Source organism: Aliiroseovarius marinus (genome assembly GCF_050881025.1).
Taxonomy (GTDB): Bacteria; Pseudomonadota; Alphaproteobacteria; order Rhodobacterales; family Rhodobacteraceae; genus Aliiroseovarius; species Aliiroseovarius marinus_A.
The window spans coordinates 241,827-259,220 of sequence record NZ_JBNNXQ010000003.1 but is presented as its reverse complement, the minus strand read 5'-3'; the positions used below and the strand labels follow the sequence as shown (position 1 = coordinate 259,220).

The 17,394-nt window shown below is 59.9% G+C and carries 14 protein-coding genes; 1 reads left to right on the top strand and 13 read right to left on the bottom strand.

The annotated features are described in order from the left end of the window. Positions 1–7 precede the first annotated feature (7 nt). The 11 genes from murC to ACRY08_RS10455 form a co-directional block, all read right to left on the bottom strand. A complete protein-coding gene (murC, locus tag ACRY08_RS10505; protein WP_432449873.1) occupies positions 8–1,405 on the bottom strand; it encodes a UDP-N-acetylmuramate--L-alanine ligase in 1,398 nt (465 codons plus the stop codon). A 51-nt stretch (positions 1,406–1,456) separates the two neighbouring features. Continuing rightward, positions 1,457–2,554 carry an undecaprenyldiphospho-muramoylpentapeptide beta-N-acetylglucosaminyltransferase gene (gene murG / locus ACRY08_RS10500; RefSeq protein WP_432449872.1) on the bottom strand — a complete coding sequence of 366 codons (1,098 nt, stop codon included), beginning with the start codon at positions 2,552–2,554 and terminating at the stop codon, positions 1,457–1,459. 9 nt (positions 2,555–2,563) lie between these two features. Beyond that, positions 2,564–3,733, bottom strand: coding sequence for a putative lipid II flippase FtsW (ftsW, locus tag ACRY08_RS10495; protein ID WP_432449871.1), 1,170 nt, complete (start codon positions 3,731–3,733; stop codon positions 2,564–2,566). Positions 3,734–3,900: 167 nt separating this feature from the next. After that, positions 3,901–4,818: a DMT family transporter gene (locus tag ACRY08_RS10490; protein WP_432449870.1), complete on the bottom strand. Its 918-nt coding sequence runs from the start codon at positions 4,816–4,818 to the stop codon at positions 3,901–3,903. 90 nt (positions 4,819–4,908) lie between these two features. Next, entirely contained in the window at positions 4,909–6,354 is a 1,446-nt protein-coding gene (locus ACRY08_RS10485) for an NAD(P)(+) transhydrogenase (Re/Si-specific) subunit beta (protein ID WP_432449869.1), read from the bottom strand. 13 nt (positions 6,355–6,367) lie between these two features. Further along, a complete protein-coding gene (locus tag ACRY08_RS10480; protein ID WP_432449868.1) occupies positions 6,368–7,939 on the bottom strand; it encodes a Re/Si-specific NAD(P)(+) transhydrogenase subunit alpha in 1,572 nt (523 codons plus the stop codon). A gap of 181 nt (positions 7,940–8,120) precedes the next feature. After that, positions 8,121–8,579 carry a methyltransferase family protein gene (locus tag ACRY08_RS10475; protein ID WP_432449867.1) on the bottom strand — a complete coding sequence of 153 codons (459 nt, stop codon included), beginning with the start codon at positions 8,577–8,579 and terminating at the stop codon, positions 8,121–8,123. Positions 8,580–8,722: 143 nt separating this feature from the next. Next, on the bottom strand, positions 8,723–9,634 hold the full coding sequence (locus ACRY08_RS10470; protein WP_432449866.1) for a pirin family protein: 912 nt from the start codon (positions 9,632–9,634) through the stop codon (positions 8,723–8,725). Between the two features lie 172 nt (positions 9,635–9,806). Further along, on the bottom strand, positions 9,807–10,439 hold the full coding sequence (locus tag ACRY08_RS10465) for a TadE/TadG family type IV pilus assembly protein (RefSeq protein WP_432449865.1): 633 nt from the start codon (positions 10,437–10,439) through the stop codon (positions 9,807–9,809). A 12-nt stretch (positions 10,440–10,451) separates the two neighbouring features. Next, complete coding sequence (locus ACRY08_RS10460) at positions 10,452–11,021, bottom strand: TadE/TadG family type IV pilus assembly protein (protein WP_432449864.1); 570 nt, start codon at positions 11,019–11,021, stop codon at positions 10,452–10,454. Positions 11,022–11,073: 52 nt separating this feature from the next. Beyond that, positions 11,074–12,867 (bottom strand): pilus assembly protein TadG-related protein, encoded by a 1,794-nt coding sequence (locus ACRY08_RS10455; protein WP_432449863.1) that lies wholly within the window; start codon positions 12,865–12,867, stop codon positions 11,074–11,076. A gap of 396 nt (positions 12,868–13,263) precedes the next feature. Here ACRY08_RS10455 and ACRY08_RS10450 point away from each other — a divergent pair, with 396 nt between their 5' ends. Then, positions 13,264–14,694: a Glu/Leu/Phe/Val family dehydrogenase gene (locus ACRY08_RS10450; RefSeq protein ID WP_432449862.1), complete on the top strand. Its 1,431-nt coding sequence runs from the start codon at positions 13,264–13,266 to the stop codon at positions 14,692–14,694. Between the two features lie 440 nt (positions 14,695–15,134). Here the strand turns inward: ACRY08_RS10450 and ACRY08_RS10445 are convergent, their stop codons facing one another. Together ACRY08_RS10445 and ACRY08_RS10440 are read right to left on the bottom strand one after the other, a co-directional pair. After that, positions 15,135–16,445, bottom strand: a complete 1,311-nt coding sequence (locus tag ACRY08_RS10445; protein WP_432449861.1) for an N-acetylmuramoyl-L-alanine amidase — start codon at positions 16,443–16,445, stop codon at positions 15,135–15,137. A 1-nt stretch (position 16,446) separates the two neighbouring features. After that, a complete protein-coding gene (locus ACRY08_RS10440; RefSeq protein ID WP_432449860.1) occupies positions 16,447–17,220 on the bottom strand; it encodes a DsbA family protein in 774 nt (257 codons plus the stop codon). Positions 17,221–17,394 lie beyond the last annotated feature (174 nt).

Below are 17,394 nucleotides of genomic sequence, written 5' to 3'. Positions count from 1 at the left end.
CCGCGCCTTATCCCAACCGGGCAGGCAACCCATTCGCCCAGGCACTAATCGTACCGGCGCCCAAGCACACGACCATGTCGCCCGGTTCGGCGTGGGTTTTCACCAATTGGGTCAGCGCGTCTTCGTCGTCGATGGCTGTGGCGTGGCGGTGGCCGTGGCGCACAAGCCCGGCGACAAGGTCATCGCGCGAGGCGCCCTCGATGGGGTCTTCGCCGGCGGCAAAGACCTCGGCGATGCCCACCACGTCGGCCTCGTTGAAACAGGCGCAGAAATCGTCAAACAGGCTGTGCAGGCGCGAGAAGCGGTGAGGTTGGTGCACGGCGATCACCTTGCCGTCGCAGGCCTGGCGCGCGGCTTTCAACACGGCTGCGATTTCGACCGGGTGGTGGCCGTAGTCGTCGATGATGGTGACGCCGTTCACTTCGCCAACTTTGGTGAAGCGGCGATTCACGCCGCCAAAGCTGGCCAGAGCTGCGCGGATTTCATCCAGTTTCATGCCCAGATGGCGCGCCACGGCCACGGCAGAGAGCGCGTTGGAGACGTTGTGGTCGCCGGGCATCGGCAGGGTGCAGCCTTCGATGCGAGCGTCTTCATTATGCAGTTCGATATCGAAATGCGCCACGCCCGCCTTGTAGGTCAGGTTGACGGCGCGCACGTCTGCTTGCGCGTTGAAGCCATAGGTCACCACGCGGCGGTCGGTGACTTTGCCCACCAGCGCCTGCACCTCGGGGTGATCGGTGCAGCAGACAGCGAGCCCGTAGAAGGGGATGTTCGAGACGAAATCCAGAAACCCCTGACGCAGCGTGTCAAAGTCGCCCCAATGCTCCATATGCTCGGGGTCGATATTGGTCACGATGGCGATGGTGGCAGGCAGGCGATTGAAGGTGCCGTCGCTTTCGTCGGCCTCGACCACCATCCATTCGCCCTGCCCCATGCGCGCGTTCGATCCATAGGCGTGGATGATGCCGCCATTGATCACGGTGGGGTCAATGCCGCCTTTGACCAGCAGTTCGGCAACCATGGTCGTCGTGGTCGTCTTGCCGTGGGTGCCTGCCACCGCGATGTTGGATTTAAGGCGCATCAGCTCGGCCAGCATCTCGGCCCGGCGCACAACAGGCAGGCCGCGCGCGCGCGCCGTGTCCAGTTCCGGGTTGCCCGGTTTGATCGCGGATGAGATCACCACGACCTCGGCGTTTTCCAGGTTCTCGGCGCGCTGGCCAATGAAAATCTCGGCGCCCAGATCAGCCAGACGCGCGGTGATTTTCGAGGGTTTCAGGTCCGACCCCTGCACCCGGTAGCCATGATTGAGCAGCACCTCGGCGATGCCCGACATGCCAATCCCGCCAATGCCCACAAAGTGGATCAGGCCCATTTCGGTGGGAAGCTTGGTGGCGGCTGCGTTCATCGTTTCGGACCTTTCAATAACTTTGCGGGGCACCGGCCCCTGCCCCTGCGTTTACGCCCGCTGGGCGAGTTGTTCAACCAGTGTGACCAGCGCGTCGGTGGCATCTGGCCTGCCTGCGCTCAGGGCGGCGCGCGACATCTGTTCGGCGCCTTCGGGGTTGTCCAGAACCAGCGCGATTTGCTGGGTCAGCATCGCCGGGTCCAGCTGGCTTTCGGGGATCAGAATGGCGGCCCCCGCCTCGACCAGACCACGGGCGTTTGCCGTCTGATGGTCATCGGTGGCGAAGGGGTATGGCACCAGAATGGACGGGCGGCCAATGACTGAGATATCCGCCACAGACGAGGCCCCGGCCCGGCTGATCACCAGCTGCGCTTCGGACATGCGGCGGGGAATATCGGTGAAGAAGGGCTGCACATCGGCGCGGATGCCGGCCTCGTTATAATAGGCGGTGACGCGTTCCATATCCTCGTCGCGGGCCTGGTGGCTGACAGACACATGGCTCAGCAGATGATCGGGCAGCCCTGCGATGGCGGCGGGCACATTGTCAGACAGCGCGCGCGCGCCCTGAGAGCCGCCGATCACAAGGATCGACATCGGGTAGTCGCCCGGCGCGATATAGCCGGCACCGGCGCGTTTCATCACCTCGCCCCGCACAGGGTTGCCGATATGCAGACCGTGCGCGCCCTCGGGCAGATCGGTGGGCCATGTGCCACAGGCCACGTGATCAACGCGCGTGGCAAAAATCTTGTTCACCCGACCCAAGACGCCGTTTTGTTCATGGATCATGCGCGGCAGGCGCAGAAGCTTTGCGGCCCCCAGCGCGGGAATGGTCGGATAGCCGCCAAAGCCCACCACAACGGCAGGCCGGTCGCGGCGCATTTTCAGCGTGGCCCCCATGATGCCCACCAGAATGCGAAACGGCACCAGCGCCTTGGCCAAAAGCCCGCCGCGTTGGAAGGTGGCCGAAGAGACTTGCTCGATCTCGACCACATGGGGAAAGCCGCCCGTATAGCGCGCGCCGCGCGCATCCGTGGACAGTTTCACCCGCCATCCGCGGCGTAACATCGCCTCGGCCAACGCCTGCGCAGGAAACATATGACCGCCCGTGCCCCCGGCCGCGATCACCAAAAGAGGTTGTTTGTCAGACATCGTCCCGCCTTATCTTCCTTGCCGGTTGGCAAATACATCCTGCATGCGGCCCTGCGGGCGCGAGCGTGTGAAGGCCAAAAGCATCCCCAGTGCGATGCCCCCGGCAATCAATGACGAGCCGCCATAGCTGACGAAGGGCAGCGTCATGCCCTTAGCGGGCAGAAGCCGCACGGCAACACCCATATTGATCAGCGCCTGCACGCCAAACATCGCCGCCAGACCCGAGCCCGCAAGCCGGATGAACGTGTCGCGTTCACGGATCAGGCGCAGGAAGCTGCGCACCACCACGGTGGCATAAAGCGCGATGATGATCAGAACGAGGATCAGCCCGTATTCCTCGGCGGCGACGGCAATGATGAAATCCGTATGTGCGTCCGGCAGCGACCATTTCACCTGCCCCTCGCCCACGCCGACACCGAAGAACCCACCCTCTTGAATGGCGTTGGTGGCATAGCCCAGCTGGGTGGTGGGGTCGACTTCGGGGTTCAGAAACCCGTCAATGCGGCGCGCGAAATGTTCGGAATTGTGATAGGCGAACATGCCGCCCATGATCACGATACAGGCCGCCGCAACCAGCAGAGTGATCGGCGCACCGGCCAGGAAATACATCACCCCCCAGCCAAACAGGATCAGGGCGGATTGGCCGAAATCGGGTTGCATCGCCAGAAAGCCCACGATCACCGTGACCAGCACTGCCGACATGGCGCGACCGGGCGGGCCGTTGATTTCCTGGCTGGCGGCCATCAGCCACGCGGCCACGACGACAAAACCAGGTTTCAGAAACTCGGACGGCTGCAACGAGGCAAAGCCCAGCGAATACCAGCGCGTGGCCCCTTTGCCGAAATCCGTGCCCAGCACGGGCAAAAGCATCACCGCAACCATCGCCACGATAAAACCCAGCACGCCAAGGCGGCGCACCATTTGCGGCGTCATCATCGTGGTGGCAAACAACACAACCAGCGCGGTCACACCGAAAATCAGCTGACGCTGCACATAGTGGAAATGCCCCAGCCCGTTGCGTTCGGCCAGCGGAGGAGAGGCCGCCAGCCCCAGCAGGATGCCAATGCCAAAGAGGATCAGGATGCAGGATACCGACCACTTGTCGATCGTGCGCCACCAACGTGGCAAAATCGGATCACCGTCACGCGCGGGAATCGCGCCATAGACCATTTCAGTCATGAAAAACCGCCTGTAAAATCTGTACCGCTCATGTCCACCGGACCGCCCCTATTGCGGGTGTCTGATCCGAACTGCTTTCCCGTCTTACGCGGGACCTTGCGCGAAGGATAGTTGGGTTTTGCGAATTTTTCCAGATATTTCACGCGGGATGCGCGCGGGGTCGGCAATCACCCGCCGGGCGCGCTGATCGAACGTGCTTTTGAGCGGGTTTTGCCCAGACGGGCCTCGCGCCAGATGATGATGAGCCCGGCCATCACCACGATGCTTGCCCCGACCAAAGTCTGGAAGGTCGGCAGCTCGGCAAAGAACAGGTAGCCAAAGGCGAGTGCAAAAATCATCGAAGTGTAGTCAAACGGCGCAATCGTGGACGCCTCGGCATGGGTATAGGCCGTGGTCAGCATGAGCTGCCCCACCCCGCCAGCCAGCCCTGCGCCCAGAAGCAACAGGAACTCGGTCCGTGTGGGCCAGACCCAGCCAAAGGGCACGGTCAGAAGCGACAAGGTGATCGCGGTGAGCGAGGCATAGATCACCACGGTCGACGGCGGATCAATCCCCACCAGCTTGCGCACAAGGATCTTGGCGACCGCCACAAAACAAGCAGCCCCAAAGGCCAGCATCGCGCCAAAAGCCTTCAGGTCATCGCCCGCCCCCCAGCCCGACAGCTGCGGCCACATGATGATCATCACACCCAAAAGCCCCGCCAGCACCGCGCTGACGCGAATGAGCCGCACCTCTTCGCCCAGAAAGATCGCGGCCAACACAACGGTGATGATCGGGGCGGCATAGAAAATCGCGGTCACGTCGGGCAGCGCCAGATAGCCCACGGCAGTGAAATTCAGCCCCATCGCCATCACCCCCACCGTGCCCCGGCTGACATGGGCCAAGGGCTGGCGGGTTCTGAGCGCGGAATGCAACCGGCCTTCATAGGCGAGCCAGGCAAAAATCACCGGCAAGGCAAGGACCGAGCGGAAAAACACGATCTGCCCCGGCGGCACGCCAATGGTCACCGCCTTCACCATGGCCTGCATGGACATGAAGAAGAGGACCGATCCGAGTTTCAGGGCAATGCCGCGTGTGGGGTTCATGGGATGGGTGTATTGCGCGCAGCCCCAAAGGGAAAGCGCAAAGAAAAAGGGCGACGCAATGCGCCGCCCCTCTCTGATTTTCTCAAACGCTTATTGGATCAGCGTCAGAAGCGTATCCAGCGACTGTTTCGCATCGCCGTAGAACATGCGCGTGTTCTCTTTGAAGAACAGCGGGTTCTCGATGCCCGAGTAGCCAGCACCCTGGCCACGTTTCGACACGAAGACCTGCTTGGCCTTCCAGCATTCCAGAACCGGCATCCCGGCGATGGGGCTGTTGGGGTCGTCCTGGGCTGCCGGGTTCACGATGTCGTTTGAGCCAATAACAATCGCCACGTCGGTCTCGGGGAAATCGTCGTTGATTTCGTCCATTTCCAGCACGATGTCGTAAGGCACTTTGGCTTCCGCCAAGAGCACGTTCATGTGACCGGGCAGACGGCCGGCAACCGGGTGGATGGCAAAGCGCACGTTCTTGCCCTTGGCGCGCAGACGGCGGGTCAGCTCGGCCACGTTCTGCTGGGCTTGTGCCACAGCCATACCGTAACCGGGGATGATGACCACGCTGTCAGCGTCCTCAAGCGAGGCGGCCACACCATCGGCGTCGATGGCGATCTGCTCGCCTTCGATTTCCATGGCCGGACCATCCGAGCCGCCGCCAAAGCCGCCCAGAATGACCGAGACGAACGAGCGGTTCATCGCCTTACACATGATGTAGCTGAGGATCGCACCCGACGAGCCAACCAGCGCACCCACAACGATCAGAAGGTCGTTGCCAAGCGAGAAGCCGATGGCCGCCGCAGCCCAACCCGAGTAGCTGTTCAGCATCGACACCACGACGGGCATGTCGGCACCGCCGATGCCCATGATCAGGTGATAGCCGATGAACAGCGCCGCGATGGTCAGGATGATCAGCGGCAGGAAAGCTGCCGTGTTCAGATACCAGATCAGACACAGGACCGAGATCCCAGCCGCACCGGCGTTCAGCATGTGACCGCCCGGCAGCTTCTCCGCTGACGAGGTTACTTTGCCCGACAGTTTGCCATAGGCGATGACCGAACCGGTAAAGGTCACGGCACCAATCCAGACACCCAAGCTGAGTTCAACAAGCAGGATGCTGATCTCAACGGCGGATTTCTTGGCGATGAGCTTCCCGAAGGCGCCCAGCTCTTTGACAGCATCGCCGCCAGCAGCCAACGCCTCGGCGGCATTGCCAATCTCGAAATGCGCGTTGAAGCCAACGAACACAGCCGCCAGACCAACCAGCGCGTGCATCCCGGCGACCAGCTCCGGCATCTGGGTCATCTCGACCTTAGAGGCCAGCTGATAGCCGATGACGCCGCCTGCTGCGATCAGCGGGATCGACAGCCACCAAAGACCCGAACCGGGGCCGATCAGCGTTGCGACAACAGCCAGCCCCATGCCGACAATGCCATACCATACCGCGCGTTTTGCGCTTTCCTGCCCTGACAGACCGCCAAGGGAGAGGATGAACAGAACTGCTGCAACAACATATGCAGCCGTGGTGAAACCAAATTCCATGATCCCTACCCCCTTAAGATTTCTGGAACATGGCGAGCATGCGCCGTGTCACGAGGAAGCCGCCGAAAATGTTGATCCCGGCCATGAAGACCGAGGCGGCAGCCAAGAGGATCACGAGGAAGGACCCCGATCCGATCTGCATGAGCGCGCCCAGAATGATGATCGACGAAATGGCGTTAGTGACAGCCATGAGCGGTGTGTGCAGCGAGTGACTTACGTTCCAGATCACCTGGAAGCCCACGAACACGGCCAGCACGAACACGATGAAGTGCTGCATGAAGCTGGCCGGTGCATAAAGACCCAGCAAGAGCAGCAACGCACCGCCAACCGCCAACAGGGTCACCTGCTGTTTGGTCTGCGCTTTGAACGCGGCGGCTTCCTGTGCCTTGATTTCCTCGGGCGTAAGCTCCTTGACCTCTGCCTTCGGCTGGGCCGCGATGGCCTGCACCTTCGGCGGGGGCGGCGGGAAGGTGATCTCGCCCTCATGGGTCACGGTCGCGCCACGGATCACGTCGTCTTCCATGTCGTGATTGACCTTGCCGTCCTTTTCGGGCGTCAGGTCCGACATCATGTGACGGATATTGTTGGCATACAGGCTCGACGATTGAGCCGCCATGCGCGACGGGAAGTCGGTATAGCCGATGATGGTCACGCCATTCTCGGTCACGACCTTCTCGTCCATCACGGTGCCTTCGGCGTTGCCGCCTTTTTCAGCCGCAAGGTCAACAATGACCGAGCCCGGCTTCATCGCGTCGATCATGTCCTTCAGCCAAAGCTTGGGGGCTTCGCGGTTGGGAATGAGCGCGGTGGTGATGACGATGTCAACCTCAGGAGCCAGCTCGCGGAACTTGGCCAGCTGGGCTTCGCGGAATTCGGGGCTGGAGACAGCGGCGTAACCACCGGTGGCGGCGCCATCCTGCTGTTCTTCCTCAAAATCCAGATAGACGAACTCGGCGCCCATGGATTCAACCTGCTCGGCCACTTCGGGGCGCACGTCAAACGCATAGGTGATCGCCCCCAGCGAGGTCGAGGTGCCAATGGCGGCCAGACCGGCCACACCGGCACCGACAACCAGAACCTTGGCAGGCGGTACCTTACCAGCGGCGGTCACCTGACCGGTGAAGAAACGGCCAAAGTTGTTCCCGGCTTCGATCACGGCACGGTAGCCTGCGATGTTTGCCATGGACGACAGAGCGTCCATTTTCTGCGCGCGCGAAATCCGCGGCACCATTTCCATCGCAATCACGCTGGCACCGGACTTCTTGGCCTTTTCCAGACCGTCCTCGTTGCCGCCCGGATTGAAGAAGCTGATCAGCGTTTTGTCGGCCGACAGTCGCTTCAGTTCCGTATCATTGGGCTGACGCACTTTCGCGATGATGTCAGCAGCTTTCCAAAGCGCGGCGGCGGTCTTGACGACCTCGACACCTGCTTCTTTGTACGCCGCATCCGAGAAGCCAGCATTGGCGCCTGCCTTGGCCTCGATCACGCAGTCATAGCCCAGCTTTTGCAGCATCTTGGCGCTTTCAGGCGTCATCGCAACGCGATTTTCGCCCTCGAACACTTCCTTGGGTACACCGATTTTCACAGTCTCTTCCTTCTCCCGTCGTGTGCCGAACGAGGGGTCATCCCTCGGCCCCGGCGGTTTCATGGCGCATTCTATACGCGGCCTGCGCGCAAGATGCTATCGTTACGGAGCGTATTGCGACAATTTTGTTTCAATACGCGACGCGCCGTCATGGCGCAATGCTGCTTTGCAGCAACAAATCTCATAGCCACCGGCGTACACGGGCGGCCCAGTCCCGGAACTCCTCTCCGAATTCATACAGCAGCCCGGCCTCTTCCCCGATGATGAACCTGCGCGTGATCACTTGGATGAAAACCGGCACAAGCACCAATGCTGGCAAGACATCCCAACGCAGGATCATGCCGCCCAGAACCAACGCGTCGCCCAGATAGATCGGGTTGCGTGTCAGCCGATAGATGCCCGTGGTCAGAATGCGGCGCGGCACCCGGCGCGGGATGATCGACGTGCGGGCGCGCACAAAAGCAGGCACCGCAAATCCCATAAGGGCCAGACCGATCACAACCAAGACCGTGCCCAAACTGGCGCTCCACCCAAAGCCGAAACCCAGACCGGGCAAAACCCTGTCCACGCCATACCCAATGCCAAGCATACCGATCAGCCAGATCGGTGGCAGGTCAACAAGGTGGAGCAGTCGGGACATTTAACCAGTGAAAAAAGGGCAGCGTTCCTGCCCTTGTAACAATTCGTCAGATTTATGCAATGACCGACGCAATCAAAACGGATTGCGACATTGGTCCAAAGCGTTTCCAGCTATTGCTGTGATCGGCAACAGCTGGAAACGATTTAATGCGCGGGTTTGATAAACGTGCCGTTGCGAAGATCGCTCATCGCCTGACGCAGCTCGTCCTTGGTGTTCATCACGATCGGGCCGTGCCATGCAACGGGTTCGCGGATCGGCGCGCCGGCCACCAACAGGAACCGCACCCCCTCTGGCCCGGCCTGCACCCGCACCTCGTCGCCTGCGCCAAAGCGGATCACGGTGCGGTTGCCCGACAGGTCACGGATGTTGACCTCGTGGCCCATCACCTCTTTCTCAAGCAGCACACCTTGCGCTGGGGCGGCGTCCGTGAACGCCCCTGCCCCCTCGAACACATAGGCAAAGGCCTGACGGCGGGTGTCCACCGGAAATCTCTTGGTCACTCCTGCGGGCACGCTGATATCCAGATAAAGCGGATCTGCGGCGATCCCGTCGACCGGGCCGGATCGGCCCCAGAAATTCCCAACGATAACCCGGACCTTGGTGCCGTCATCTTCTTCGATCACCGGAATTTCGCCCGAGGGCACATCCTGATAGTTCGGCGCGGTCATTTTCAGATCCCGCGGCAAGTTGGCCCAGAGCTGGAACCCATGCATCTGCCCGCGTGTGTTCGCAATTGGCATTTCCTGATGCATGATGCCCGACCCGGCGGTCATCCACTGCACATCTCCGGCCCCCAGCCTGCCCTGATTGCCCAGGCTGTCTTCATGTTCGACCTCGCCTGCCAGCACATAGGTGATGGTTTCAATGCCCCGATGCGGATGCCACGGAAACCCTTTTTCCGACAGCAGGGGATCATCGTTGCGGAAATCATCAAACAGCAGGAACGGGTCATAGGCGTCAGGCTCATGAAAGCCAAAAGCGCGATGCAGATGCACGCCTGCGCCCTCGGTCGTGGGCGCTGCCTGTGACGCGGAGAGGATGGGACGAATGGACATGGAACCTCGCTTTCTGCCCCTTGTGGGCTGACAGAAAGCTAGGGGCTTTCGCAGCTGCGCTCAATTCCACAGAAATCGGCAGGTCTGTGTGCTATTTTGCACAGGGCGGCACGAAGCGTTCAAACGGCATCAAGCCGAAATGGGTCACACCCAGAGGCGACCCGACAGCCGATCACGGACAGACAGTATTGCCCGTATCAAAGCACAGCTCGTCATATTCCCGCGATCCGGTGACCGAGACCCGATACACGCCGCGTTCATGAAACCCGGTCCAATGGCCAAAAAACGTCGGCTTCGTCTGGATCATGGTTTCAACCACAATCAGCGATTCCCCACGATACATCACCGGAATAATCGGCCCCATCTTGGCCCGCATCGACCATTGGGTGTGTCTTTTAAGCGAGCTTTCCGAAGAGATTTGTTTGTCCGTATTGAAGGTCAATCGGCGTGGTGTCTTGTTGTTGCATTTGGCGGGCGTTTTTGTGCATTCCACCACGGACACGCGCACCCACGCCCCATCTTCAGACTGGGTCATCAGTTCCAGCAAATCTTCCAACCCGTTGACCATGGCCTGGTCGATGGTCGGCACGCGCGACAGATAGTCAGAGATCGCGTAGTTCGCCTTAACCGACAGGGTTTCGCGCCGCTGGGCCTCGTAGTAGCCATAGCTGAATTGCAGCCCGAACAGCAGCACGGGCAGGATCATCACGCTTTCAACGGTGACCGTGCCCGTGTCGGCCCGGCAAAAGTCACGCAGGCGCTCTATGAGGCGCATGGAACGCAGTGAAAAGGGTGTCAGTCGCATCTCGTCCCTCCCTTACGGTTCGTTCACAAAGGTGGTGATAGCGGCCAGAGCGATCTCGCCATGTTCATCCTCGGGGATGCCCATCACATATGGCGTCGAGCCAAAAAACGGCCGTTTCTTTTGACACACAAGCAAAAGCATCAGGTCACCCCCGCCGCCGGTGCTGTAATTGACGTCTTCCTGTTTCGGCGTCAGTGGCTGAACGCGGTCCACACAGGGCACCTGCCCCGTCGGGAAATTCCACGTCCCTTCGTTTACGCGCATCAACTGCACGCTGGTGTCCGCCACGCAATCGCCCTTCAACAACACCCGGTCACAGACCGCCGTTTTAAACTCGGCCGTGTTCTGAGGCCGCGAAACACCCAACCGCAAATCGCGCACGGTCTGGTCCACTGCGCGGTCCAGCATGAACACCCGCATGCCATAAAAGCTCAGCTCAAACGAGGTCAGAAACAGCGTCATGAACACCGGGAACCACATGACGAACTCAACCGTAGAGCTGCCGTTCTCGCGCAGAAAGGCTGCGCGCAGGCGTCGGCCCACGGCGCGCATCCTACTCTTATTGACCTGTACTTGTTCCACGTTTCTGCCTCCTGGGCATTCAGCATACTGCTTGTGTTCTACCTGCGGGCCATCAATTGATCAGACGCAACCGGTTGATGTCTTCGGCGATCTTGTTGAAGACCGCGGACATATCCAGCCCCGACACCTTATAGTGCAGCCTCTGGCCACCTTTGACCGAAGCACATTGCTGCATCGCATTGGTTGCGGTGTTCGGCGTTTCCATCTCGATCGTATAGATCGTGATCCCTGCGTTCTTGGCTGCGTCACATTGGTCGAGCAGGCGCTGGTCGATATCGCGCGTGCCATTCCCATCCAAGTCGTTGCCGTTGGAAATCAGCCGTCCGGGTGTGCCCAGCCATGGGAAGCGCTGCACAAAGCCCCAAGTATATTTGTGGGCCCAAAACGTTGACCAATCCAGACGCCGGGTCCTTTCAACCAAATTCACCGAAGTCGGCGTACATTTGTTGCCGTGATAGTAAGAATAGAAACAATCCGCCCTGCCATTTTCCCCAAAAGGGTGATCCATCTTAATTTTGGTCTCGCCGGTGGCCGGATAGAACCACGTATAATCGTCATGACTGGCACGATAGACAGATATGATATTCCAAGGTTGGTGCCATGGTTCGTGTTTCGGATAGGAGTTCAGCCAAAACGGCGAAGGTCCCGTGCGATAGCCGTCGAACAGATGGTGGTGATTGGTGTTCTGACCGTCCGTCATCAACACCACGAACTTCGAGGACGCCGTGCTGTTGGGGTTGAACGGGCGGCCTGAGAAATCGCTATGCACCAGCCCATCCGTGATCAAACCCGAGATCACCGGCTGCGCCATGTGGTTCAGAAGCGTCGTGCCCCACTTCATGCCAATATCAATGGCCGTGTCACCTTCCGCCTTCAGCGCCCGAATGCGGGAGTTAAGCTGCGCTGCATTGTCTTCAAATGCCACCACCTCACGCCAGCTGTCCGTGTGGCAAGACAAATAAGCATCACTGCTGGTAGATTTGTAGTTCCCACCATAACGATAGAACTTGCCAGCCTGACGCAGGGCCAGATGGGGCGTGTTGATCATGTCCACACTGGGAGCAACGCCAACCGCTTTGAAATCCGTATCAAGAAAATCAGCACAATAGGCATTCGCCTGGGCATCCTGCCGGTCGTATTTACTCAGGATCGATGCGCCTACATTCACCTGCGTGGAATAGGGCACCAGAGAGATCGACGTCTTGCGGTTGGTGATCGTGCAATCGGTTTCCTTGGTCGGATCATTTGGATCGCACAAGAGCAGATTCGAAAACTGGATCGCCGCATCACGCAACTCTTTGATCTTGGTGTTGCCCGTGGTCGAGTTGTTGCCCATCGAACCGGACACGTCCACGACCAAAGACACTTCGGTCAGCTGGTTGACCTTTGCAGCCCCCCCACTGGCCTGCGCCTCGACATGATCGACACCAAAAAAGCTCAGGAAAGGCGTGGGCACCGAAATGCTGGATTGCGCAAAGACCTTGGTGCCATCAGCAGCAACCTGCACATGCACGTTGTCTTCATCAATGAAATGGCTCAGCCCGGCGCGGTCGAAATAGTCCAGAACCACGGCTTTGCGGTCATTTTTCTGGTCGGGATGCGCCGCAGCCAGCAGCGCGCGGTCCATCGTGTACTGGATCTGCGATCTGTACCCATCCGCTTTCATAAGGTCCGTTGCCAGACCGGAAAACCCCAGCATAAAAACAAACAGCAACAGCGCCAGAAAAAACATCGCGCCATCTTCATCACGGGCAAAGTGCCGCGCGCGGCGAGTCGTTCCGTGCAGCCACCCTGCCCGGTTCACCTCACAGCCCCACACTGTCTTTTGCTCTTCGATGCGAGCCATCTCAATTCTCCTGTTACGCGTTGAACACGCGGTCACAAGGCACACTCACCCTAGGCCTTGACTGAGGCAGTGAACAAAAGAGCTATGGCGAAATTAAGGCAATTACAGGGTAATGGGGAGCATCCCGGCCCTATTCCCCCTCACTTCTGCCTTATTGTCGCGCGCCCGGAAACGATCTGCCAATGCGCAGCGTTTCTGATTGGCAATCGTGGTTAATGGCCTGCTCTCCTGACCCGCTGGTCGGAAGTCTTTTGGGGTAGAATATTAAGCAAATCGGCGTACCGTATGCGCGGTATTGTCGCATCAAAACGATTCTGCGGCAGTGCAGAAACGTAAAACAGAAATCAAATCTGCAGTGAAAATCCACTGCATTTGCCAAGTGCACAGAGGTACAAAATGTCCCCTCAACCAGAGCCCAGTTTCCGCGAATCCGTCGAATTGATGTTCAACAGGGCCGTGTCCCTGATGGATCTTCCGGCCGGGCTTGAAGAAAAAATCCGTGTCTGTAACGCCACCTACACCGTCCGCTTCGGCGTGCGCCTCAGGGGCGAGATCAAGACCTTCACCGGCTATCGCTCGGTGCATTCCGAACATATGGAACCGGTAAAGGGCGGGATCCGCTATGCCGTGGCCGTCGATCAGGATGAGGTCGAGGCGCTGGCCGCGCTTATGACGTTCAAATGTGCCCTGGTGGAAACGCCTTTCGGCGGCTCCAAGGGCGGGTTGTGCATCAACCCCAATGACTATGAAGAACACGAGCTTGAGGTGATCACCCGCCGCTTCGCCTATGAGCTGGCCAAACGCGACCTGATCAACCCCTCGCAGAACGTCCCTGCCCCCGACATGGGCACAGGTGAACGCGAAATGGCGTGGATCGCAGACCAATATGCGCGCATGAACACCACCGATATCAACGCGCGCGCCTGTGTGACCGGCAAGCCCCCCCACGCGGGCGGGATCTCGGGCCGGGTCGAGGCCACGGGGCGCGGCGTGCAATATGCGCTGCGCGAATTTTTCCGTCACCCCGAGGATGTGAAGATCGCCAACCTATCGGGCAAGCTCGACGGCAAACGCATCGTTGTGCAGGGTCTGGGCAATGTGGGCTTCCACGCGGCCAAATTCCTGTCGGAAGAAGATGGCGCGAAGATCGTTGGCATCATCGAACGCGATGGTGCGCTGATGGACGAAAACGGGCTGGATGTGGAAGCCGTGCACCAATGGATTGGCACCCATGGCGGCGTGAAAGGCTTCGGCAATGCCACCTATGTGGAAAATGGGGCCGAGCTGCTTGAGATGGATTGCGACATCCTGATCCCGGCAGCACTTGAAGGGGTGATCAACCTTGAAAACGCCGACCGCGTGAAGGCGCCTCTGATCATCGAAGCCGCCAACGGTCCGGTCACGGCCAGCGCTGACAAGGTTCTGCGCGAAAAAGGCACGGTGATCATTCCCGACCTTTATGCCAACGCGGGCGGTGTGACTGTTTCCTATTTCGAATGGGTCAAGAACCTTAGCCACATCCGCTTTGGCCGCATGCAGCGCCGCCAGGAAGAGGCGCGCCACCAGCTGGTGGTCGACCAGTTGGAAAACCTGTCAGACATGATGGGTAAGAAATGGTCGCTTGATCCGAAATTCAAAGCGAAATACCTGCGCGGCGCCGACGAGCTGGAGCTGGTGCGATCAGGTCTGGATGACACGATGCGCATTGCTTATCAGGCGATGCGCGAGGTGTGGCACGCGCGCGATGACGTCGATGACCTGCGCATGGCCGCCTATATCGTGTCCATTGACAGGGTCGCGGCCAGCTATCGGGCCAAAGGGCTTTAATCCGCCGCGCTCAGCCTGAGTGAGATCACCGGGCACAGGTTTCATGAGACATGTTGCTTGCGGGGGGGGGGGCCCCCCACCCCCGGGGGGCCCCCACCCCAAACCGAAGGCGATCCCCTTTTGGGGATCAACGACGGGCGGGCGTGTTTCCCGCGACCAAATTAAAGCGTTTCGGTTTGAACCTGAGATAGGGGAAAACCGAAACGCGGTATGAGATATCAATGTCGTGGGCGTTTCGAAATCAACTTGTGCCTCAAGTTTATCCCGAAACGCTTTAGGGGCTCTGCCCCTCGCGCTTTGCGCTCACCCCGAGGTATTTCTGACAAGAAAATAAACTGGCGTGCCCTGCATCGCGAGGCTCCGTGCCAAAGCAGTGCCGCATGGTCTGAACCACCATGTGCACCCAATGCGCGCGCGGATGTCGCCTCGTTCTGATCGGGTTACTGACGCAGCCGCTCGGCGCGCGCGGCATCCTGCACAACCCAATATCGCAACGCGTCGCGTATCCCCCCTGCAGCCTGTGCGCGCCACTCCGGGTCGATCAGGCGTTTGCGATCGCGTGGCGATGACAGAAAGCCCAGCTCTATCAGAGCCGAGGGGATGTCAGGCGCTTTCAGCACGGAAAACCCGGCCCGCATATGCGGTGATTTATAGGTTGATCCGGTGGCGGTGTGGATGCCTTCAACCAGCGCATCGGCCAGCGCTTCTGACCGCGGCGCAGTTTCTGTGCGGGCAAGATCCATCAGGACAAGCGCCACCGCATCATCCTGACGCGACAAGTCCACCCCCGCCAACAGATCGGCCCGGTCATGACGTTCTGCAAGCGACTGCGACGCGGCATCCGTGGCCTCGTCGGCCAGGGTGTAAACCGTGGCGCCATTGGCGCGCCCTTGCGCCAAAGCGTCCGCGTGCAGGGACAAAAACACATCCGCATTGGCCCGGCGCGCGATGGTCACGCGTTCTTCCAGCGGCACAAACACATCTTCGTCCCGCGTCAACACGACCTGGAAACCGCCCGCACGCAGCAGGGCTTCTTTCAACTCCAGCGCAAAGCGCAGCATCAGCTTGGCTTCGACCACCCCGTCCCGTTCGGCCCCCGGATCAATGCCCCCATGGCCCGGGTCCAACACGACAATCACGTCACCGACCCCGTTTTGCCGGGTTTTGGGCGATGGCATCGGCCGGGTTACCTTCTGAAAAGCGCTGGTTTCAGGTGCGCCTACCCCGGCCGCAAACTCCTCGGGCGAGACCGGATCAAGGCGCAAGGACAGTGCCGCGCCGTCACCATGTTTTGTCATCTCGGCCTGTGTGATCCCCATGGGTGCGGCCAAGGTCAGGACCATGCGCGTCCAACCCGGTCGAAAAAGCCCTGCCCGCACGTCGACCACACGATCTGATCCTGCGTTCAGCCCCTCGCGATCCAGCCCGGACCAGTCGAGTTCAGAAAAATCCAGCACAACCCGGTAGGGATCCGCCAAGGTAAACACACGCCACGGCACAAACCGTGTCATCGGGATGGACATATCGACCCCGCGCCAGCGATCCGACAATTCGACCTTGTCATCGGTGAGCCGCGCAAGGCCACTTAGCCCCTGATCGGCGGCCTGCGCCGTCGACACGCTGGTCATGCCCCACAGAGCCGCAACCAGTGTGAGCCCCGTGAAAATAGCGGCCCCGGCCCGGAGTAGGTTGTGCCCCAAGCCCAAGATCCGATCCAATGTCCGGCCCAAGATCCGCGTGGCCGCGCTCATCTCAGCTGCCTTCACGTTTCTCGGCGATGATCTCTTCCATGACGTCAAGCTCAAGGAATCCGCGTTCCATACTGTCCTGGATAACAAAGGCCGGGGTGCCCGTAATGCGCAGACGCTGGCCCAACTCGCGGTTCTTTTGCAAGACCTCCGACACGGCAGGCGATGCCATTTCCGCAACAATCGCCTTTCCATCCAGCCCCAGATCGCCCGCAAGTTCCACCAGCCGCTCAACGGTTACTTCGCCGCGAATGGTGATCAGCGCGTCATGCAGTTTGCCATAGGCCTCTTCACCAAAGAGCTGCTGCCCGGCAATAGCGAAACGCGCCGACAGAAGAGAGGCTTCCGACAGGATCGGGAACTCTTTCAAGATCACGCGAATACCGCTGTCTTTCTCCAAAAGCTCCTGCACAACATCATAGGCGCGCCGGCAATAGCCGCATTGATAGTCGACAAATTCGACGATGGTGATGTCGCCATCAGGATTGCCTTCGACATGGGAATACCCGTCTTGAAACAGGTCGCTGGCGTTGGCTTTGACCAGTTCCACATCCAGCTCGGCCTGTGCCATTTCCTGGCGCATCTCGTAGACTTCGAAGGCTTCGATCAGCACTTCGGGATTGTCTAGAAGATAGGCCCGGACCTCGTCGCGAAACAGGCTGCGCTCTTCGTCGGACAGATTGCCCAGATCAAGCGCGGTGGCGGGCAGCGCCGTGCCCAGCGCCAAAGCTGCGGTCAGCGCGAATTTGCGCACAAATGGGGCGAGGTGAAAGCTCATTATGCTCGGTTTCCCTGTTCTGGCGGCCCGATCCGGCCCGCGCGTTTGTTCGTCTGTTGCCCCCGCATCTACGCGATGGTGCCGGGGCTGCCAACCGGCAGAGTGACGCGGGCGCAAATCCATCACAACCCCGCCGATACGGCCATTGACTTCCCTAATCCCGCGCGTAAACCC